Raw genomic sequence first — 20757 nt, 5'->3', positions numbered from 1 at the left:
CCCTAGACGGCGTGACTGGCGCTGATCACCCGGTCACGCCCGGCAAGAACCCCCGTCAACGCAAGGAGCACCATGATGCCTGCGGTGGCGAGAAGCGGAAGCGTCCAGTCTCCGCTCACGTCGCGAAGCGCGCCGAACATCACGGGGCCCACTGCAGCCAGGGCGTAGCCAACAGATTGCGCCATGCCGGACAAGGACGCTGCCTGCGGGTAATTCACCGACCGCAGGCTGAACAGCGACAGGGCAATGACGATCAGGCTTCCGCAGCCCACTGCCCCAAGGAGGACCCACAGCAGGATGAGGTCCGGCGCAAGGGCCAGGCCGAGGAAGGTCACGAACATCAGCGCGCCGCTCGCGAACGACACCAGCCTCTGGTCCGAGCCCCGGTGGAGGATTCCGCCTGCAACAAGGCTGGCAAACACGCTGACGAGCAGGAAAAGGGACAGATGGAAGCCCGCAGTGGCTGCCGGGACACCGCGGCTTTGTTCGATGGTGGGCAGCCAGGCCATCAGGACGTAGAACGCGATCGACTGCAGTCCCATAAAGATCGTCACCTGCCAGCCCAGGGCTGAGCCCCAGGGCGAGCGGTAGGAGACGGCCGGTTTGGCGGCCTCTGCGGCGCCGGGGCTGTGCCGGCGCAGCCACGGCAGGAGCACGGCCATGGCGATGAGAGCTAACCCCACCCAGATGCCGAGGGCAAGCCGCCATCCGGCCGGGGAGGTTTGGGCCAAGGGCACGACGACGGCGGCCCCGATCGCCGCGAACGCGGCCTGTGTGGCGGTGTAGCTTCCGGTGACCTGGCTGACCTTCATCGGGAAGTCACGTTTTACGAGGGAAGGCACCAGAACGTTGAGAAACGCGATGGCGAGGCCGATCAGTCCGGTGCCCGCCCAGATGAAGCCGGGCACGGGAAGTGAGCGAAGCACGATGCCCGAAGCGAGGATCAGCAGGGACATCCACAGCGCCCGGTCCAGGCCAAGCCGGGCAGCGAAGCCGGGCGCCACGGGTGAGAACACGGCAAAGACGATGAGAGGCAGACCGGTGAGGAACCCTGCCGCTGCACTGGAGAGCTCAAGTTCGCCGCTGATGTTCGCGAGGACCGGTCCCACGCTGACAAAGGAGACCCGGAGGTTGACTGCGATGAGCAGAACACCGATGAAGGCGACGCCGAACCTTGCAGTGCGATCCGGTGCGGTCCGGGTGGCGGGGATCATGAGTTCAGGCCATGGGGCCGGTGTTCTGCAATAAGTGCTGCGGCCATCTTCCGGGCCCGGCGGGCGGCCAGCTTGTCGCCTTCGGCAGCGGCAATAATGGAGCCCTTCATGAGGATGTGCCAGGACAGTGCGAACGCCTCGGAGTCCTCCAGTCCCGCTTCATCGGCGAGGATCCGGACCTGCTGACGGATCCTGGCCAGGTATTCGATGCTGGCCTTCCCCAGCGGATGCGACGCCCCCATTTCCAGCAGCACTTTCACGAATGAACAGGCTTCGAAGTCGTCGTCCTGGAACCACTGGTGGTAGACATCGAAGATGGCCAGCAGCTGGTCCTCGGGGTTGTCCGCCCTGCTCTTGGCCTCCGGAACGACGGACCCCAACATCCACAGCTCGTCGCGCCGCTTCAGGAAGGCGAGCACCAGATCATCCTTCGACGGGAAGTGCCGGTAGAACGTTGCCTTGGCGACGCCTGACGCGCGGATCAGCTCATCCACACCGACATCGCGGATGCCGCGGCGCGAAAACAATCCGTAGGCCGCCACCACGATGCGGGTATGGACGTCAGGAGCTTCAAGGTCGTCGGCGATTGTCCTCATGCCAGCGAATTCTACCTTCGCCATACGAGATTCAACCGTCGGCTGAAGGTATGGCGACCGGCAGAGGACCCGCTCACCGGCAGTCAGCGCCGCGCGGCCCGCTGTTCCTGCAGCCAGCCCCACGCATGCCGGGCCCAGTCAAGCGGTTTGCCTTCGATCAGCAGCTTCCGCGTGTGGATGTCCAGGACCAGCAGGTAGAACGTGAAGAGCAGGGCCGTCACGAACGCCAGTGACGACGCATCAATGGGGAGCTCCACGAAGGACCAGACCGAGAGCTGGTCCTGGGCGCCGAACACCACAAAGAACGTGACGCCTACGTAGAGGCTTCGGATCTGCCAGTCGTTCCGGATGCCGGTGACGGCCAGGAACGGGAGGAACCACAGGATGTACCAGGGCTGGATAATGGGCGAGAGCATTACGACAGCGGTGAACGCCAGGGCCAGCCGGCGCACCGCACGCGAGTAGTCGCCGCGGAACATCAGCAGCAGGACCAGCCCGATGGCAGTCCACTTCATCCCGGTACGCAGCAGGTCCGCGAAGGTGCCGCCGGGCAGCCCCAGCACGTTGCCGAGGAACTCAACCTGCTGCCCCAGGAAGCCGGACGGCGAATAGCCGGTGTACCCCGGCGTCGGGTCCATGATGGCCCATACCCAGCCGAGGCCAAGGTTGTACGGGATGCCGCTGAGGGCAAGCACAGCGAAGCTGATTCCCGCCGTCGCGCCCCAGATCAGGAACTTTCGCGTCCAGGACGCGGCGGGCCCGGCCCACATGACCCCGATGAACGGGAGCAGCAGGACGGTGATCGGCTTGATGCCGATGGACGCGGTGACCAGTAATATGCCCGTGAGGTAATGTTTCGTCGCGGCGAAGTAGACACCGGCGACGGCGAGGCCCACCATGAGTGCATCGTTGTGGGCGCTGGCCACGAAACTGATCAGGAACAGCGGGTTGGCCACCGCAATCCACAAGGCCCTGGCGCCGTTGATGCCGTGCAGTTCGGCAAGCTTGGGCACGTAGATGACGCAGAGCAGCACCCCGACACCGGCCAGCAGCCGGAAAAGGAAGACGGAAACGTCAGGCTGGGCGCCGGTAAGCCCCACAACGCCGCGCGCGAGCCACAGGAAGTAGGGCCCGTAGGGCGTCCTGTTCTCGGCCCAGGCGGGGTCCGCGCCAAGCGAAAACCAGTTACTGAGGGTGGAGATGCCCACCTCGTAGGGGTTTTGGCCTTCCATGACCAGGCGCCCCTGGCCGGTGTAGGCATACACGTCGCGGGAGAAGATGGGAACGGCGAGGAGGAGGGGGAAGGACCAGGCGGAAATGGCGATCACCACCGACCGCAGGGAATGCTCACCCCAGTCCCCTAGCCGCTGGCCGAGCCGCAGCCAGGATCGCATCAGCAGCATGGCTCCCACCGTGAGGAGGACGGTGGACAGGGTGACGCCCCAGCCCTCGGTCCGCAGCGCGATGACCACCGGCTGGCGGATCATGGGTGAACCGTTGGCGATCCAGCCGGTGCCGATGGAACCGACGAACATCATCAGGGCGCCGAGGAACCCCTGCCAGATGGCGATGTAAGCCCGGCGCTTGGCAGGCACGGTGGCTGGGGGCGCGGCGGACTTCGGGACTTCCGTCGCGGCCGGCGTCTTTTTCGACGGGCCCGGGAAAGTCTCCGAAGTGCTGAGGTGCGAACCGCCTGCCGTCATGTTTTGTGTGGTCCCCTACTTACGTTACGGCGCTGGCTGAACCAGCTATAGGCCGGTCTACAACCCCGCCATTTTAGCAGTTGGGATGCGGCGTGCCCCAGACTGGTAGGGGCGGACGCGCCCGTCGTTATCCGAACGAAGCGGCATGCGGTCCCGCCAACTTATCGGCAGAAGCTGCAGACGTGCGCTTCACCAGCACGAATGGACGCACACCATGCCCGCACGCAGCGCCCGGGACGCCCGGACCGGCACACCGCAGCAGCTCCAATCCGTCCGCGCCACATTACGGTCTCCGCGTCGGCTGAAGACCGAGGCACTCGCCGGGCTGGTGGTGGCGCTGGCCTTGATTCCGGAAGCCATCGCTTTCTCGGTCATCGCGGGCGTGGATCCGCGGATCGGTTTGTTCGCGTCTTTCATCATGGCCGTCACCATCTCGTTCGTGGGCGGCCGGCCCGCCATGATTTCTGCTGCCACCGGTGCCGTGGCCCTGGTCATCGCGCCGCTGATGCGCAGCCACGGCCTGGACCACCTCATCGCCGCCGTGATCCTGGCGGGCGTCTTCCAGATCCTCCTGGCTGTCCTGGGAGTGACCCGGCTGATGCGCTTTATCCCGCGCTCGGTGATGGTGGGCTTTGTAAACGCGCTGGCCCTCCTGGTGTTTATGGCCCAGATCCCGGAACTGATCGGCGTCCCCTGGATGGTGTATCCGCTTGTGACAGTGGGCCTTGTCATTGTGGTGGGGCTGCCAAGAATTACGACGGCGGTGCCCTCACCTTTGGTGGCCATTGTGGTGCTCACCCTGTTTGCCGTCCTCGCCGGAGTGGATGTCCCCACGGTTCAGGACAAGGGCCAGCTGCCGTCCCTGTTCATCCCCAACGTCCCGATGACGTGGGAGACGTTCCAGGTCATTGCTCCGTTCTCGCTGTCGATGGCCCTGGTGGGCCTGCTGGAGTCCCTGATGACAGCCAAGCTGGTGGACGACATCACGGATACGCGCTCCAACAAGACCCGCGAGTCCTGGGGCCAGGGCGTGGCGAACATCGTCACCGGCTTCTTCGGCGGCATGGGCGGCTGCGCGGTGATCGGCCAGACGATGATCAACGTGAAGGGCTCCGGCGCGCGGAGCCGGGTGTCCACGTTCCTGGCCGGCGTCTTCCTGCTGGTCCTCGTGGTGACGCTGGGCGACGTGGTGGGCCTGATCCCGATGGCCGCCCTTGTGGCCGTGATGATCTTTGTTTCGGCCATCACTTTCGACTGGCACTCCATCGCGCCGCGGACCCTGCGGAGGATGCCGAAGTCCGAGACCGGCGTCATGCTGATCACCGTTGCCGTGGTCTCCGTGACGCACAACCTGGCCATCGGCGTCGGCGCCGGCGTGCTGGCGGCCATGGCCCTGTTTGCCCGGCGGGTGGCGCACTTCGCCACGGTGGAGCGGACCGTCGTCGAGCTCAACGGCGAAACCGTGGCCAAGTACACCGTGGACGGCGAACTGTTCTTCGCCTCCTCTAACGACCTTTACACCCAGTTCGAATACGCTCTGGACGCCGAGCCGGACATCAGCCGGGTAATCGTGGACCTGCACGCCTCGCATCTCTGGGACGCGTCCACCATCGCGGTACTGGACTCGGTCACTGAGAAGTACCGCCGGCATGGCCGGGACGTGGAGCTGATCGGACTGAACGAGGCGAGCATCCAGATGCGCCAGCGGCTGGCCGGGAAGCTGAACTGACGGGCTGAGCCGCCGCGCATTATCGGCGGCGGTCGCTGTGTACCGTGCGGTTGCGGCCCAGGGATTTGGCCGTGTACAGGGCCTCGTCCGCGGCGGCGATGACATGGTCTATGTCCGTTGTCCCGGCATCATAAAGTGCCACGCCATAGCTGACGGTGGGCATTTCAAGTCCGTCGGCAGTAGGCACCTGGGCCAGGCGGCGGCTGATTTCCTCCGCAATGTGTTCAGCCCGTGCAGAGGAGGCGCCCGGAATCAGGAGCACAAATTCCTCCCCGCCATAGCGTCCTACAAGGTCCGTGGACCGGACGGTGTCCTGGCATGCCCCGGCGAAAGCCTGCAGTGCGACGTCGCCGGCAGCATGCCCGTAGGTGTCGTTCACTGCCTTGAAATTGTCCAGGTCGGCGAGGATCAGGGCGCCGGTTCCCTGCGTGACGGCGCGGTCATTGAGCAACCCGGCGGCGAGGTCGAGGAAGGCTTTGCGGTTCAGCAGGCCGGTGAGGTCATCGCGGGTGGCCACCATACGCAGGGCGCGGGTCTGCTGTTCGGTGCTCAGCCCGGCCATGCTGAAGGAGACCACCACCAGCAGCACCATGGTGACCATGGTGGTCACAGCGGACCCGAAGTATGTGACAAAAATGGGGCCGTCCTGGCCGTCCAGAAGGAAGAAAACCAGCCGGCCGAAGTAGAAGACGGCCATGACCGCGGCCGCGGCAGCCATCGGCACCCGGACCCGCGAATAGCCCGGCTCCAGGCGCCAGAGTTCCTGCGATGCCAGAGCCAGCGTAAGGCACATGGCCGCGAGGAACACCACGCCGCCGGCCCAGACGTTGGTCCCGGGATCGTCGAGGGCCGTGGCAAGCAGGGTGACAAGCGGCAGCCCCGTGAACAGCCAGCGTTTCGGCGCTACTTCCCGGAGCGACCGCGCCCCCGCCCAGACGGCAACACCGCCGTGGACCAGCAGCACGTTGCCCAGGATGTTTGCCCACCACTGGTGGGAGGTCCCGTTGAGGAGGAACGCGGCGGAGCCGCCAAGGAAAAACACAAGCGCGAGGCACCACCAGCCGCTATACGGAGACCGGGTGGTGCGGTACGACGAAAAGTAGAACAGCAGACCCAGCACCAAGGCCATCACGCCAAAGGCGATCCTCAAGGTTGCTGTATCAAGGACCATTTCCGAAGTTCCCCCAACGTCATTGTGATGCAACCCTCAGTATCGCACCGCCGTCGGACAATATTGACGCGCTGGGGCACTCCCGAAACAGCACCCGGTGCAGCACCGGCGCGGGCAAGCGCCCTTCATCTCCCGAAGCAGCCCTCGGTGATGAGGACCACACAATGATAGTATTTACAGAAATAGTTTCCACGGATATAGTTGTATCTTGAAGCGTTGCGGAGGATCGTCCGCGATTCGTTCCATCAGAGGAGTAGTTCATGACTAAGATCGCCATCGTCACCGGCAGCACCCGTCCCGGCCGCAACAACGCCGGCGTTGCCGAGTGGGTTCTCGCCCAGGCACAGCTGCGCACCGACGCTGAGTTCGAGATCGTCGACATCGCCGATTACAACCTGCCGATGCTGGACGAGGCCTACCCGGCCGCGTACCAGAACTACCAGAACGCCCACACCATCGCCTGGGCCGCCAAGATCGCCGAGTTCGACGGCTTCGTCTTCATCACCCCTGAGTACAACCACTCCGTGGCGCCGGCACTGGCCAACGCCCTGTCGTACCTGAATGCCGAGTTCGCGAACAAGGCAGCCGGCATCGTTTCCTATGGTTCGGCCTTCGGCGTCCGCGCCGTTGAGCACCTGCGCGGCATCCTGTCCGAGCTGCAGGTCGCCCACGTGCAGAAGACCGGCATGTTCTCCCTGTTTACCGACTTCGAGAACTTCTCGGTCTTCAAGCCCACCGAACTGCAGGCACAGACCCTGGCTCCGGTCCTGGACCAGCTCGTGCCGTGGACCAAGGCCCTCGAAGCCGTCCGCGCCGAAGCATCTGTCGCCGCGTAACTTACGCACACCCCGAGCGCCGGTGCTTTCGGCGGGCCACCCGCCCGCCGGAAGCACCGGTTTTCGCTGTTAAGTGGGAGGCCAACCGGCCCTCCGCATCCTGAAATCTGACCAGAAAAGGCATTTACGTGGAGCGTATTATGGGCGTGGAAAGGGATTCCATGCCGGCCACGCAGAAGCACACCCCGACCACCGGGGACCTTGATGTGATTTCGCAGTGGGGCCTGGTCATCGAGGGCTTCCAGCACACCAACAAGAAGGTGCACGCGGAAGTTTCTTCCGCTTTCTCGCTGGAACCCGCCGAGGCCGAGACGCTCCTGCGGCTGGTCCGCACCCCCGGTGCACGGATGCCGATGGCGAAACTGGCCCGCGAGGTGGCATTCAGCAACGGCGGCTTCACCAAGATCGCCGACAGGCTCGCTAAGCGGTCCCTGGTCCAGCGCAGCCCCTGCGTGGAGGACCGCCGGGTTGTTTACCTGGAGCTGAGCACCGAGGGTACGGCGACAGCCAATGAACTTGCCTGTTTTGTGGCCGGTCTGGTCTACGCCAACTTCGTGGACATCCTGGGAGCCGAACGGGCGCAGCTTGTTGCCGAAGCCATGGCCGAGCTGCGGGACGCCAACAACACCTGATTCGACGCCCACCCGCGCAGCGTACGCGAAGGCGAAGGGCGCTACTGCCCCGGTGCCCGGATGATCCGGCGTTGCGCAGCCACGGCAATGGCGGATGTGCGGTTGTCGACGCCGAGCTTGCCGAAGATGTGCACCAGGTGGGTCTTGACTGTGGCCTCGGAGATGAACAGCTGCCGCGCGATGGCCCTGTTCGTCAGCCCGGTGGCCAGCAGTTCCAGCAGCTGCACCTCACGCGGCGTCAGGGCGGTTCCCGGGCTGCTGATCCGCGACATCAGCAGCGCAGCAACCGTCGGAGCGAGCGCCGTCTGACCAGCCGCAGCGGACAGCACCGCCTGGCGGATCTGCTCAGGCGGCGCATCCTTGAGCATGTAGCCGCTGGCGCCCGCCTCCACGGCGGCCAGGATGTCCGCCTCGGTATCGTACGTGGTGAGGATCAGGACCGGCGGCGCGGAATCCAGCTGCCTGATCGCCGCCGTGGCAGTGACCCCGTCCATTCCGGCGCCCATCTGCAGGTCCATCAGGACAACATCCACGCGCTCCCCCAGCGTCCGGAGCCGGGTGAGTTCATGCAGCGCCGCGTCCCCGTCCGCGGCCTCGGCGGCAATGCTGAAGTCCTCGAATTCGGTAAGCATGGCGCGCAGGCCGGCGCGGACCACGGGGTGGTCGTCCACCAGCAGGATGCGCAACGTCCCCATCAGCGCTGCTCCCCTGTGAGCGGAAGCCGGATTGCGACGACGGTCCCCTCCCCCGGTGCGGACTCGACCTCCAGTGAACCGTTCAGTTCCGTCACGCGGGCGGCCAGCGAGCGCAGCCCGAAGCCGCTCCCGTCCGCGCGGCCAGCCACACCGGAACCCGGCGCTTCGGGATCAAAACCCGTGCCGTCGTCGTACACGTCCAGCGTGACCTCGTCCCCGAGGAACGAGAGGGTGACGACGGCGGAGCCCGCCTGCGCGTGGACTCTCACGTTGGCGAGGCTGGCCTGCGCGGCGCGGAGCAGCGTGACGCTGTACTGCGGCGGCAGCTCGGCCGGGTCACCCACCAGCTCGAACCGGCAGTGGAGCCCTTCGCCGCGCGCGGCGGCCAGGGTTTCGGTCTCGGCGCAGAGCCTTGTAAGGGTTTCGGGCAGAGAGGACTCCTGGAGCCGGGGCGCGGTGAGGCCGCGGACAAAGCTGCGGGCTTCGGACAGGTTTTCCGACGCCGTCTGCTGGACCAGCGCGAACCGTTCGGCAGCGGTGGCAAGATCGCCGCTTGCCAGGGACTTCTCCGCGGCCCGGGCCACCAGGACGATGCTGGACAGGCCCTGCGCCAGGGTGTCGTGGATTTCGCGGGCCAGGCGTTCGCGCTCGGCGGCCACTCCGGCCTCGTGCTGGGTCCTGGCCAGCTCGGCGCGGGTCCGCCGGAGCTCCTCCGCGGCGAGGCGCTGCGCTTCGCCCTCCAGATACAGTGCGCGGTAGGCGAGCCCGGTGACCACGGCGAACCCGGCGCCCAGGACCGGACCCAGGACCATCGGCAGGGTGGGTGAGGGCAGCCCGCTGGCCACCCATTGCGAGGCCACAACTGCCGCTGTCATGACCGTGATGGTGACCAGGGCGACGGGGCGGGGCAGCACATGCAGGTGCAGGAAAAACAGCGGGAAGGCCACCCAGGAGAACTCGGCACTGCCGGCGAGGAGGACGCCCCACAGCGCCGTGACCAGGCCCAGCCACGGGACGGCGTAAGGATGGGGATTGAACGTTGAGCGGCCGGCGTCGTACCGCTTCTCCAGCAGGGTGCCGGCGAGGTAAGCCCCGGCCAGGGCGACGGCGAGCGCGGACCAGAGGTAGCGCCGCACACCCGCGTCCGCGCCGCCGTCGGCCATTCCCTGCAAAAGGTGAAGCCGCAGGATGGCGACAAGCAGCAGCACGGTGAAGCCCACATGAAGTGTCACCCGCAGGAACCGCAGGACTGCGGCCCCCGACGGGGTGGTCTGTGGGTCCGCGGCAGGCATTCCTTCAGCTTAGGCGCCGGAGTCCGGGGGCGGATCAATCAAAAGGTTGACGGGGGCTTCAACCCTTCGTCCCCGGGGGATCAACCGTCTTCCCGATGTGGGCCGGTCCGGCGCGCGGGAGGGTGGATTCAGAAGGAAATCCACCCTCCCCGAAGGAAGTGCAACGTGTTTCTCGCTATTCGTGACATCCGGTTCGCCAAAGGCCGGTTCGCCCTGATGGGCAGTGTGGTGGCCCTTGTGACGCTGCTGCTTGTGCTCCTGTCCGGACTCACCGCCGGACTGGGCGACCAGTCCACGTCGGCAATCGGGAAGCTCGGGGCCGGGTCCGCTGGCGGGTCCGGACCCGGGCCCCGGCCGGTGGACAGCATCGTGTTTGGCGCGCCGGGCAGTAACGAGCCGACGGCGTCCTTCACCGAGAGCGAGGTGACAGCCGCGCAGGTGGATGCGTGGCAGCGCGTTCCCGGCGTGGCGCGGGCTGAGCCGCTGGGCATCAGCCAGACGCGCTTCCAGGCGGGCGACGGCGGGACCACCAATGTGGCGGTGTTCGGCGTTGCGTCGGACGGGCAGCTGGCGCCGTCACCGGTGCGGGCGGGGACGGTGGTGATCGGTTCCACGGTTGCGGCAGATTTGGCGCTCGACGTCGGCGACACCGCCACGGTGGGCGGCAAAGACCTGACCGTCACGGCTGTTGTGGATGACCAGTGGTATTCGCACACCGGTGTGGTGTGGACAGCGCTGCCGTCCTGGGCTGAGGTGGCGCACATTTCACCGGCTGGCGGTGCGGCGGGCGGCGCGGCTGGCGGTGCGGCGGCGAACCCGCCGGTGGCCACCGTCCTCGCAGTCACTTACGAGGACGGTGCCGTGGTGGACGAGGCGGCCGCCAATGCCGCGGCGGGCACGGTCAGCGCGAGCCGGACGGGTTCGTTCCAAGCGCTCGGTTCCTTTAAGAGCGAGAACGGCTCGCTGATGCTGATGCAGGGCTTCCTGTATGGAATTTCTGCGCTGGTGATCGTGGCCTTCCTGACCGTGTGGACCGTCCAGCGGACCCGCGACATCGCCGTTCTCAAGGCCATGGGCGCGTCCGGCAGGTATGTGCTGCGCGACGCGATGACCCAGGCCTTGCTTGTGCTCGTGGCCGGCGCGGGGCTTGGCGGGGCGGTGGGTGTGCTCGGCGGGTTCGCCGCGGCGCAGGCCGCACCGTTCCTCGTCACTCCCGCCACCACGCTGCTGCCCGTGCTGGGAATTGTTGCCCTCGGGCTGGCGGGCGCCGCGCTGGCAGTCCGCCGGGTCACCGCGGTGGACCCGCTCATCGCCCTCGGCGGCAACTGAAAACCCCTCCCCTCCACGAAAGGTCCTTTCCGATGACTGTCTCCTCTTTGTCCGTCACACCGCTCGCCGCGTCGGCGGACAGCGCCGCACTCCCCCTGACCCTGGACAACGTCACCCTCGAATACCCGGACGGCGGCGGAACCATCAAGGCCCTGGACAGCGTCAGCCTGGGGGTCGCGGCCGGTCACATGGTCTCTCTCGTTGGCCCGTCCGGCTCGGGCAAGTCCAGCCTCCTGGCGGTGGCTGCCACCCTGGTCCGCCCCACGAGTGGGCGCGTGCTGATCGATGGGATCACTACGGCGGATCTGAAGGATGCCGACCGGACCGCCGTGCGCCGGGAGAAAGTGGGCATCATCTTCCAGCAACCCAACCTCCTGGCGTCGCTCACCGCCGTCGAGCAGCTGATGATTGGGCACCATTTGCGCGGAAAGCCGCTGAAGGCTGCGCGGTCCCGGGCTTTGGAGCTGCTGGGTCTCGTGGGGCTGGAGGCGTCTGCGGACAAGCGGCCGCACCAGCTTTCCGGCGGGCAGCGGCAGCGCGTGAACATCGCCCGCGCGCTGATGGGCAGCCCCAAAGTGCTGCTGGTGGATGAGCCGACGGCGGCGCTTGACCATGAGCGCAGCGCGTCGATCGTCGGGCTGCTTCGCCGGGTCACCGACGAGTTCCGGGTGGCCACGGTGATGGTCACGCACGACACGGAGTTCGTTCCGATGACGGACGCGGTGGCGGTGATGCGGGACGGCGGGTTGGCTGCGCCGGCGGTGCCGGAGCAGCCGGGCGCTGGCCTTGGGTGATACCGGACGGCCCTATGGTGCTCCGTTATCGTGCCCGCGCGAGCGTCGAGGTTGGCAGGGCAATGGCGATCAGAACGGGTTCAGCAGCCGGTCCACGAACTGCCGGGTGCGTTCCTCCCGAGGGTTACGGAGCACCGTGTCGGGGTGGCCGCGCTCCACCACCACCCCGCCGTCCATGAAGATGACCTCATCGGCGACCTCACGGGCAAACGCGAGCTCGTGCGTTACCACCACCATGGTCCAGCCCTCGTCCGCCAGCTCCTTGATGACAGTCAGGACGTCGCCGACCAGTTCCGGATCGAGCGCCGATGTGGGCTCATCAAAAAGCAGGAGCTGCGGACGCAGGGCCAGCGCACGCACAATTCCGACGCGCTGCTGCTGGCCGCCGGAGAGTTCGAAGGGATAGCTGTTTTCCTTGTCTTCAAGCCCCACCCGGGCCAGCAATTCCCTGGCTTCCTTCACGGCCTCCACCTTGGACCGCTTCTGCACCTGCACCGGGCCCTCAATGACGTTTTCCAGGGCGGTCTTGTGCGGGAAAAGGTTGTAGTGCTGGAACACCATCGCGCTGCGGTCCCTCAGCGCCGCCAACTGCTGCTTCGACACCGGGGCCGAAAAGTCGACGGTCAGCTCACCGGCGAAGTCCACCACTCCGGCGTCGGGAACCTCAAGCCCGTTCAGGCATCGCAACACAGTGGTCTTGCCGGAACCGGACGGTCCAATCAAGGTGACAACTTCACCCCGGCTGACGTTCACGTCGATGGATTTCAGGACTTCATGCCCGCCGAACGACTTGCGGAGTCCACGGACGCCCAGGAGCTGGGCGCTCTCCGTGGACCCGGAATCAGTGGGCAACATAGCGGTCCAATCTCTTCTCAAGGGCGGACTGTCCGCCGGCGAGGACCAGGCAGATGATCCAGTAAATGACGGCCGCTTCCAAATACAGGAGCATGAATTCCTGGCTGAAGGCCGCTACCTGCTGCGCCTGGCGGAACAGTTCGGTCACGAGGATCAGCGAAGCCAGCGAAGTGTCCTTGACCAGGCTTATAAAGGTGTTGGACAGGGGCGGGACGGAGACCCGCGCGGCCTGCGGCAGGATGATCCGGACCAGCGACTGGCGGCGGGACATCCCGATCGTATGGCCGGCCTCCCACTGGCCTTTAGGTACGGACAGGATGGCTGCCCGGATGACCTCCGCGGCGTAGCCGCCCACGTTGAGGGAAAAGGCGATGATGGCGCTCGGCCAGGGACTGATGGTGACCCCGATGGAGGGCAGCCCGTAAAAGATGACAAACAACTGCACCAGGAGGGGCGTGCCCCGGATCACCGAAATGTAGATCCGGGCGATCGTCGAGAGGACCCGGTTACGGCTTAACCGCATCAAGGCGACGATCAGGGCCAGCAGCAGTCCAAAGGCGAATGAGACCAGGGCCACAGGAATGGTCCCGGTAACGGCACCCAAGAGGATCGGTCCCAGTGCCCCCCAAACGAGTTCCCAGTTGATCATGACCCGGCGCGGCGTTCTTGAACGATGTGCATCGCCGCTACTTGGTCACGTCCGCGTCGAAGTATTTCTGCGAAATCTTGGCCAGGGTACCGTCGGCCTGCAGTTCGGTGAGCGCCTTGTCGACAGCGTCCGTCAGGCTGGTTGAGCCTTTCCGAAGCGCGACGGCACTCAATGACTTGTCTGTGGTTTCGGCGGCAATCTTGATGCTGTCATCGCGTGAAGCCTTCTGCTGGTCCAGGTAGGTCAGTTTGTCGTTGATTGTTGCATCGACCCGTCCCTGCTTGAGCAGCGCGATGGCCTGCGCCCAGCCCTCAACTGCCTCGACGTTGGCGCCGCTCTGCTGGGCCAGCTTGTACCAGTTGCTGGTCAACGATTGCGCCGTGGTTTTGCCGTTAAGACTGTCAAAAGAAGTGATGCTGTTGTTATCGGCCTTCGTGACAATGACGCCCGTACTGACCGTGTAAGGGGTCGAGAAATCATATTTTGCCTTGCGTTCGTCAGTGATCGAGACCTGGTTGGCTACGACGTCGAACCTTTTGGCTTCCAGGCCGGCAAAGATGGCATCAAACTGGGTTTCCTGGAACGTGGCCTTGACGCCCAGCTTGCCGGCGACTGCCGTGATGATCTCCACGTCGAAACCGGTGAGTTCCCCGCTGCCATTGGCATGGAACGAGAAGGGCTTGTAGGTTCCCTCGGTGCCGACCTTAAGCACGCCCGCGCTCTTGACGTCGCTCAAAGAAGTATCCGTGCCACCGGCAGGTGCCGAGCTGGATGGACCCGTGGACGCGGAACCGCATCCGGCCAGTGCCAGTCCGGCAGCCGCGATGAGGCCAATGACGGAAACTCGTGTGCGCTTCATAATGATCCTTCGTCCAGGAGCAGCAAGGGCTCGCCGACTTGGCGGCACCATCACTTGCGACGATAGCAACCTTGCAGAAAGATCGCAGGCACTGGCTTTATCCAACCTCACGAAGTGGCTCCGAGAGCAGTTCACAGGGTTCGCCGATCACAGCAGCCGCCGAGCCCGGGATCGCGGTTGATGAAAGAGTCAGGTTCCGTTGACGAGCGCTTGGATGTTCCAGCGTGCATCCGACGAACGTCGGAAAACCACCCCGTCCACTAGCCCTCACCCGCTCTGCCTACGCCAGTCATAATCGACAATTAACAAAACTTCTTGACCCTGCGAAAGCTCGAACGTAACCTCGCTCAGTAACCCCCACACCGCGGGCGGGCTAGTGGACTGCTGAACGGAACGAGTATCTACGGGTCCCGTTTCGGCTTTGCGTTTTCTCCCGACCAACGGTCCACTCCAGAGTGGACTCTGACTGCAGTTCACGAGAGTTGGCCCCATGATCTACCTGTGCCTCCTTCTATCCGGAGCGGCACTGCTGGTGAATGGGCTCGCACTGTTGGGCCGCATTTCCCCCCGGGACTCGGCGGTATTCAGCATCCTTATCGGCTCGACCCAGCTTGCCCTGGGTGTCACCTATGCAGGGCTTACCACCAGCCTGTCCCCCCAACTCTTCCTGGGTGCATCCGGCATGTTTCTGTTCGGGTTGACCTACGTGTATTGCGGGCTGGACATCCTCCTGCACCTCGGAACCAAGGGAGTGGGGTGGTTTAGCGGGTGGGTCGGCGGTTTTGGGATCTTTCTTGCCATGTCGTCGCTTCCCGGGGACCCACTGCTCGGTGTCCTGTGGCTGTCCTGGGCCTTCTTGTGGATCCTGTTCTTTATCCGTACGGCGCTCGGGCGCCAGGGCCTCACGCCGTTCAACGGCTGGTCACTCGTACTGACCAGTCAGGTAACAACGACAGTTCCCGCGTTCATGGGACTGATCGGATACTGGCCCATCGAGTGGGAGGTCGCTGCTGGAACCGCAGCGGTGGTGAGCGTACTCCTCGTGGCGGCAGCCTATCTGGGTCGGGTCAAGGGCGGAGGCCGTCCCTTACCAAGCGCGCCTTCATCCAGACTGCCTACCCCCTACAACGCCTAGGATTCCGCCAAAATCGGCCACGTTGGGCCGGCGCATAGGCCCGCTCCTAACTTGGCGCCGGGCATCTGCGCACTTCCGCGAGGTTGACAGGGAAAAATTCCTGAGCTTCACTACTACATGATGGAATTATTATTTCACATGATGAAATTCGTCATGGATCACTAAGCAAAGGATTGTGATGTTTCTCGAAGAGTTCAACGAGTCCGACCGCTCAGACATTGTCGCCGCGCTGCGGCCCTGTCTTGATATCCCCCGGTGGATCGAGGAGATCGCCGACGCTCGGCCATTTTCATCAAGGCACGACCTGCTCCTCCTCGCCCGTCGCGCCGCATCCCCGTTCACCGCAGACGAAGTTGAATCCGCACTGGCTCACCACCCGCGGATAGGCGAACGTGCCCAAGGCAATAGTTCCGAGGCTCAGTTCTCACGGGATGAACAAGAGGCTCTCGGCGCTGCTCCCGCTGCAGTGATGACCGCAATCTCCGAAGGAAACCGGAGCTACGAAGAGAAGTTCGGACAGGTCTTTTTGATCCGTGCAGCCGGTCGCAGCAAGGAAGAAGTTTTGGAGGCCCTCCAGGTGAGGATCTCCAACACGCCGCACGAGGAAGTGCGCGTCGTCCAGCAACAGTTGCGTGAGATCGCAGTCCACAGGCTTGAGGGAATGATCAGCGAGTGACAACTTCACATGTAACTACCCACATTCTGGACACTGCTACAGGAAAGCCGGCGGTGGGAGTGCCCGTCGGGCTGCACGCTCTGGTTAGTGGTTCGTGGTCCGAGATCGCCGTTGCACAGACGGATTCCGACGGGCGGGTAAAGGAAATCGGGCCGGAATTCCTGCCCTCCGGAACCTACCGGCTGAAATTCACCACAGCAGAGTACTTCGCAGAACGGAACACTCCAGCCTTTTTCCCCGAGGTCGTGCTCACCTTCACTGTGGACAGAAATGAACCGCATTACCACATCCCACTGCTGTTGAGCCCATTTTCGTTTTCGAGCTACCGCGGGAGCTAAGAGGTGCCCGCCCCAAGGTGGCTACAGCTCCTGAGAAGCACGGGCATGTTCATGCGGCTGCAGGAAAGCTGGAATCTGGTCTTGGGGCTGGCCTGCCAGCCGCGCGAAGGGCTACCCACGCCCTATGAATGGCATTCCTGCCGCCGTGAGGATTAGGGAACCAACGGAGGCGGACGCCGGCATCAGGGCCATTAGCAGGACCGCGCGCGCCGCGTCCTCCACAGGGAAGGTAGGCTCCACCTTGCGGCTACCGTCGGCTTGGACTGCCCCGGACCCGACACCGATGTGGTCCATTAATTCGGTGGCGGTGTTGCCGATGTCGATCTGGCCGCAGGTGACGCCGAAGCCTCGCCCGTCCAGGTCGATGCTCTTGGTCAGTCCGGTCAGGGCGTGTTTGGTGACGGTGTAGGCAACGCTCCGGGGCCGCGGCGAATGCGCCGCGATAGATCCGTTGTTGATGATCCGACCGCCCTGGGGCGACTGCGCCTTCATCGCCCGGACTGCGGCAGCAGCACAGAGCATGGCTCCGGTCAGGTTCACAGCCAGCGTCGCCTCCGGCGTCGGTGACAACAGCAACTTTTAGGTCCAATTTTTGGGTATTTAGCACTGGACCTCCTTGGGAGTGGGGCAGCCATTGCGCCGCCGGCGAGAAGCCTACGGGCAACAAAACCGGGGAGTCAGTCAAAGGATCGTCCGGTCAGTCACAATCCGTTGATAAAGCGGCAGGAACCTGCGGAGACATGACTTTAGGATGGTTCCGGCATACCGGATACGGCTTGCCAACGCCACTTTTGAGGCTGCGTCGACAGGGTATCCACATCTCGACGTGCTTGGCCTGGCCGAGCCTGGCTCTCCGCAATTTTGCCGGCGGCAACCCCTCGTCTATTCTCGTAAGACAAGAAATCTTTCTCGCATTGCGAAAAAGACCGCTCGAATATTCAATGATGAAACGAGGCTTGGACGTGGCTGCAGGAGAAGATACCTCCCATATCCTCAGCGGGTTGACTAACCAGCTGCCTGATCGTGATCCGGAAGAGACCGCCGAATGGGTTGAGTCCCTGGATGCGCTGATCAGGGAACAGGGCACCGAGCGTGCCCAATACATCATGCGGAGCCTGCTGCAGCGTGCCGGCGCGCAAAGCGTGGGCGTGCCGATGGTAACCACCACGGACTACGTGAACACCATCCCGGTGGACCAGGAAGCACAGTTCCCCGGCAACGAGGAATACGAGCGCCGCTACCGGGCGTACATGCGCTGGAACGCGGCGATCATGGTGCACCGGGCGCAGAAGGCCAACATCGGCGTGGGCGGGCATATTTCCACCTACGCCGGGGCCGCGACGCTGTACGAGGTGGGCTTCAACCACTTCTTCCGCGGCAAGGACCACCCCGGCGGCGGTGACCAGGTCTTCTTCCAGGGCCACGCCTCCCCCGGCATGTACGCCCGGGCCTTTATGGAAGGCCGGCTGACCGAGCAGGACCTGGACGGGTTCCGGCAGGAGAAGTCCAAGGAAGGCCACGCGCTCTCCTCCTACCCGCACCCGCGGCTGATGCCCGGGTTCTGGGAATTCCCCACCGTGTCCATGGGCATCGGCCCGATGAACGCGATCTACCAGGCCCAGTCCAACCGGTACCTGCACAACCGCGGGCTGAAGGACACCTCGGACCAGCAGGTCTGGGCGTTCCTCGGTGACGGGGAAATGGACGAGCCCGAGTCCCGCGGCCTGCTCCAGCTCGCCGCGAACGAGAACCTGGACAACCTGAACTTCGTGATCAACTGCAACCTCCAGCGCCTGGACGGGCCGGTGCGCGGCAACGGCAAGATCATGCAGGAACTCGAAGCGTTCTTCCGCGGCGCCGGCTGGAACGTCATCAAGGTCGTCTGGGGCCGGGAGTGGGATGACCTGCTCACCCAGGACACCGACGGGTCGCTCGTGAAGATCATGAACGAGACCCCGGACGGTGACTACCAGACCTACAAGGCAGAATCGGGCGGGTTCGTCCGGGAGCACTTCTTCGGCAAGACCCCGCAGACCAAGGACATGGTCGCGGACCTTTCCGATGACGATATCTGGAACCTCAAGCGCGGCGGGCACGATTACCGCAAGGTCTATGCCGCGTACAAGGCAGCCACCGAATTCAAGGGCAAACCCACCGTGATCCTGGCCAAAACGGTCAAGGGCTACGGCCTCGGACCGAGGTTTGAGGGGCGGAATGCCACCCACCAGATGAAGAAGCTGACGGTGGAGGACCTCAAGGAATTCCGGGACTACCTCCGGATCCCCATTTCGGACGCACGGCTTGAAGAGGACCCCTATAGCCCGCCCTATTTCCACCCTGGCCCGGACGCCCCCGAGATCGCCTATCTCCTCGACCGGAGGAGGGTGCTGGGCGGAGCGGTCCCGGAACGGCGGCCGAAGCACCAGCCTGTTGAGCTGCCGGAGGCCAAGACCTTTGAGGTCGCCAAGCGTGGTTCCGGGAAGCAGCAGGCGGCCACTACCATGGCGTTCGTCCGGCTCCTCAAGGACCTGCTCCGCGACAAGAAGTTCGGGCACAGGATCGTTCCCATCGTGCCGGACGAATCACGGACCTTCGGCATGGATGCGTTCTTCCCGACCGCCAAGATCTACAATCCGGGCGGCCAGAACTACCTGTCCGTGGACCGGGACCTCGTCCTGGCCTACAAAGAATCCGCCCAGGGCCAGCTGATCCACCCCGGCATCAACGAAGCCGGCGCCGTCGCGGCGTTCACCGCCGCCGGCACCGCGTACGCCACCCACGGCGTGCCGCTGATCCCGGTCTACGTGTTCTACTCCATGTTCGGCTTCCAACGCACCGGCGACGCCTTCTGGGCCGCCGCTGACCAGATGGCCCGCGGCTTCATCATCGGCGCCACCGCAGGACGGACCACCCTGACCGGCGAAGGCCTCCAGCACGCAGACGGACACTCCCCCATCCTCGCCGCCACCAACCCGGCCGTGGTCACCTACGACCCCGCCTACGGCTACGAAATGGGCCACATCATCCGGGACGGCATCGAGCGGATGTACGGACCGGAATCTGTTGACCGTAACCTCATGTATTACTTGACGGTCTACAACGAGCCGATCACCCAGCCTGCCGAACCCGAGAACCTCGACGTCGAAGGTGTGCTGAAGGGCATCCACCAGGTCTCGGCGTCGGACGTTGACGGTCCCAAGAGCCAAATCCTTGCGTCCGGCGTCTCGGTTCCGTGGGCGCTGGAAGCCCAGCGGATCCTTGCCGAGGACTGGGGAGTTTCCGCGGACGTCTGGTCCGTCACGTCCTGGAATGAGTTGCGCCGGGACGGGCTGGCCGCCGAGGAAGAAGCCTTCCTCAACCCCGGCCAGCCTGCCCGTGTTCCGTTCGTGGCTAAGCAGCTGGCGGATGCGCAGGGGCCCGTGGTGGCTGTCTCCGATTATATGAAGGCCGTGCCGGACCAGATCCGCCAGTTCCTCCCCCACCAGTTCGCCACGCTTGGAGCCGACGGCTTCGGCTTCTCCGACACCCGCGCAGCAGCCCGCCGATACTTCAAAAACGACACGCACTCCATCGTCGTGAAGACCCTGCAACTGCTCGCGGCGAGGGGCGACGTTGAGGAGGGCGCGCCGTCGTACGCCATGGACCGCTACAAGCTCCTGGACGTGAACGCAGGAACCACCGGCGGGGCGGGCGGGGACGCCTAACCGGTAACACTGGAGGCAGGTTGGCAGCAGAGCTGGTTAGTGCGGCTGCCAACTTGCCACTTCATGATTGACGAGCGGTTATGGCGACGGTAGCCGCACCAAGGCCCACGGATGATTCGCTCACGGAGGAGCACGGCTGGGAGTTCCCGGGGGTCGGGGCTCCGGGGCACTTGTCCGGAATTGTCGAAGTCGGCGGCACTGGAACAGTGCCGCCGACTTCACCTGCTTACGAACTGCAATCCTGCAGCCCTGGGACGCTACCGATTGAAAACGGGCAGCGCTCGGAGCCATCGGGAGAACCCGCCGCCCCGCCGAAGACGCTCCGCGTCTGTGGGCACATAAAAGTCAGGATCCGTTCCGCTGCCCAGGGGGAAGTAGAACTCCTGGGCTACGAGGGTTTCAGCTTGTGCCGGTATCACCGGCGTCTTGTCCTGCGGGCACATCTGATCCTCCTCTGGATGGTTCATTTGGATTCCATATTGTGGAAGTAAAGTTTTACTATACGAAAAGCATAGATGTCCCACCCGTGCTCGTCAACGGATCCGGGGAG

18 protein-coding genes and 1 pseudogene are annotated in these 20757 nt (G+C 64.5%); 9 read left to right on the top strand and 10 right to left on the bottom strand.

The window, feature by feature from the left end; all coding sequences use genetic code 11:
- Nucleotides 1-2: 2 nt before the first annotated feature.
- The 3 genes from IDT60_RS00580 to mptB all read right to left on the bottom strand — a co-directional run bounded on the left by IDT60_RS00580 (nt 3) and on the right by mptB (nt 3513).
- Complete coding sequence (locus tag IDT60_RS00580; protein ID WP_191080479.1) at nt 3-1214, bottom strand: MFS transporter; 1212 nt, start codon at nt 1212-1214, stop codon at nt 3-5.
- Complete coding sequence (locus IDT60_RS00575) at nt 1211-1810, bottom strand: TetR/AcrR family transcriptional regulator (RefSeq protein WP_191080478.1); 600 nt, start codon at nt 1808-1810, stop codon at nt 1211-1213. Before IDT60_RS00575 ends, IDT60_RS00580 begins: the two co-directional genes overlap by 4 nt.
- 83 nt (nt 1811-1893) lie before the next feature.
- Entirely contained in the window at nt 1894-3513 is a 1620-nt protein-coding gene (gene mptB, locus IDT60_RS00570; RefSeq protein WP_164203291.1) for a polyprenol phosphomannose-dependent alpha 1,6 mannosyltransferase MptB, read from the bottom strand.
- Nucleotides 3514-3727: 214 nt separating this feature from the next.
- On the opposite strand from mptB, the gene IDT60_RS00565 reads away from it, so the two are divergent.
- Nucleotides 3728-5242 carry a SulP family inorganic anion transporter gene (locus IDT60_RS00565; RefSeq protein ID WP_191080477.1) on the top strand — a complete coding sequence of 505 codons (1515 nt, stop codon included), beginning with the start codon at nt 3728-3730 and terminating at the stop codon, nt 5240-5242.
- 19 nt (nt 5243-5261) lie between these two features.
- Here the strand turns inward: IDT60_RS00565 and IDT60_RS00560 are convergent, their stop codons facing one another.
- On the bottom strand, nt 5262-6413 hold the full coding sequence (locus IDT60_RS00560; RefSeq protein WP_191080476.1) for a diguanylate cyclase: 1152 nt from the start codon (nt 6411-6413) through the stop codon (nt 5262-5264).
- A 260-nt stretch (nt 6414-6673) separates the two neighbouring features.
- Between IDT60_RS00560 and IDT60_RS00555 the strand changes: the two genes are divergently transcribed.
- Both IDT60_RS00555 and IDT60_RS00550 read left to right on the top strand, forming a co-directional pair.
- Complete coding sequence (locus IDT60_RS00555; protein ID WP_191080475.1) at nt 6674-7249, top strand: NADPH-dependent FMN reductase; 576 nt, start codon at nt 6674-6676, stop codon at nt 7247-7249.
- Nucleotides 7250-7410: 161 nt separating this feature from the next.
- Nucleotides 7411-7881, top strand: a complete 471-nt coding sequence (locus IDT60_RS00550) for a MarR family winged helix-turn-helix transcriptional regulator (protein ID WP_223883835.1) — start codon at nt 7411-7413, stop codon at nt 7879-7881.
- A gap of 41 nt (nt 7882-7922) precedes the next feature.
- On the opposite strand, the gene IDT60_RS00545 is transcribed toward IDT60_RS00550, so the two are convergent.
- Both IDT60_RS00545 and IDT60_RS00540 read right to left on the bottom strand, forming a co-directional pair.
- Nucleotides 7923-8576, bottom strand: coding sequence for a response regulator transcription factor (locus IDT60_RS00545; RefSeq protein ID WP_191080473.1), 654 nt, complete (start codon nt 8574-8576; stop codon nt 7923-7925).
- Entirely contained in the window at nt 8576-9868 is a 1293-nt protein-coding gene (locus IDT60_RS00540; protein ID WP_191080472.1) for a sensor histidine kinase, read from the bottom strand. Before IDT60_RS00540 ends, IDT60_RS00545 begins: the two co-directional genes overlap by 1 nt.
- A gap of 165 nt (nt 9869-10033) precedes the next feature.
- Between IDT60_RS00540 and IDT60_RS00535 the strand changes: the two genes are divergently transcribed.
- Both IDT60_RS00535 and IDT60_RS00530 read left to right on the top strand, forming a co-directional pair.
- On the top strand, nt 10034-11197 hold the full coding sequence (locus IDT60_RS00535; protein WP_191080471.1) for an FtsX-like permease family protein: 1164 nt from the start codon (nt 10034-10036) through the stop codon (nt 11195-11197).
- Nucleotides 11198-11229: 32 nt separating this feature from the next.
- Complete coding sequence (locus IDT60_RS00530; RefSeq protein ID WP_191080470.1) at nt 11230-11991, top strand: ABC transporter ATP-binding protein; 762 nt, start codon at nt 11230-11232, stop codon at nt 11989-11991.
- 69 nt (nt 11992-12060) lie between these two features.
- Here the strand turns inward: IDT60_RS00530 and IDT60_RS00525 are convergent, their stop codons facing one another.
- The 3 genes from IDT60_RS00525 to IDT60_RS00515 are packed head-to-tail and all read right to left on the bottom strand — an operon-like array spanning nt 12061 to nt 14354.
- Nucleotides 12061-12846 (bottom strand): amino acid ABC transporter ATP-binding protein, encoded by a 786-nt coding sequence (locus IDT60_RS00525; RefSeq protein WP_191080469.1) that lies wholly within the window; start codon nt 12844-12846, stop codon nt 12061-12063.
- The gene (locus IDT60_RS00520) at nt 12833-13492 is read right to left on the bottom strand and encodes an amino acid ABC transporter permease (RefSeq protein WP_305072169.1); all 660 of its coding nucleotides are present in this window, start codon (nt 13490-13492) and stop codon (nt 12833-12835) included. The genes IDT60_RS00525 and IDT60_RS00520 overlap by 14 nt, the downstream gene beginning before the upstream one ends.
- A gap of 40 nt (nt 13493-13532) precedes the next feature.
- Complete coding sequence (locus IDT60_RS00515) at nt 13533-14354, bottom strand: amino acid ABC transporter substrate-binding protein (RefSeq protein ID WP_191080467.1); 822 nt, start codon at nt 14352-14354, stop codon at nt 13533-13535.
- Between the two features lie 490 nt (nt 14355-14844).
- Here IDT60_RS00515 and IDT60_RS00510 point away from each other — a divergent pair, with 490 nt between their 5' ends.
- The 3 genes from IDT60_RS00510 (at nt 14845) to uraH (ending at nt 16503) form a co-directional block, all read left to right on the top strand.
- A complete protein-coding gene (locus tag IDT60_RS00510) occupies nt 14845-15489 on the top strand; it encodes an AmiS/UreI family transporter (RefSeq protein ID WP_191080466.1) in 645 nt (214 codons plus the stop codon).
- A 178-nt stretch (nt 15490-15667) separates the two neighbouring features.
- Complete coding sequence (uraD, locus tag IDT60_RS00505; protein ID WP_191080465.1) at nt 15668-16165, top strand: 2-oxo-4-hydroxy-4-carboxy-5-ureidoimidazoline decarboxylase; 498 nt, start codon at nt 15668-15670, stop codon at nt 16163-16165.
- Entirely contained in the window at nt 16162-16503 is a 342-nt protein-coding gene (gene uraH / locus IDT60_RS00500; RefSeq protein ID WP_191080464.1) for a hydroxyisourate hydrolase, read from the top strand. Before uraD ends, uraH begins: the two co-directional genes overlap by 4 nt.
- Before the next feature lie 111 nt (nt 16504-16614).
- Here uraH and IDT60_RS00495 read toward each other — a convergent pair.
- A pseudogene (locus tag IDT60_RS00495) lies at nt 16615-17058 on the bottom strand (SDR family oxidoreductase); the annotation flags it as partial.
- 389 nt (nt 17059-17447) lie between these two features.
- Here IDT60_RS00495 and aceE point away from each other — a divergent pair.
- The gene (aceE, locus tag IDT60_RS00490) at nt 17448-20207 is read left to right on the top strand and encodes a pyruvate dehydrogenase (acetyl-transferring), homodimeric type (protein WP_223883834.1); all 2760 of its coding nucleotides are present in this window, start codon (nt 17448-17450) and stop codon (nt 20205-20207) included.
- The last annotated feature ends 550 nt before the right edge of the window (nt 20208-20757 follow it).

It is taken from the genome of Pseudarthrobacter sp. BIM B-2242 (genome assembly GCF_014764445.1).
Lineage (GTDB): Bacteria > Actinomycetota > Actinomycetes > Actinomycetales > Micrococcaceae > Arthrobacter > Arthrobacter luteus_A.
This window is presented reverse-complemented; position numbering and strand designations above follow the sequence as displayed.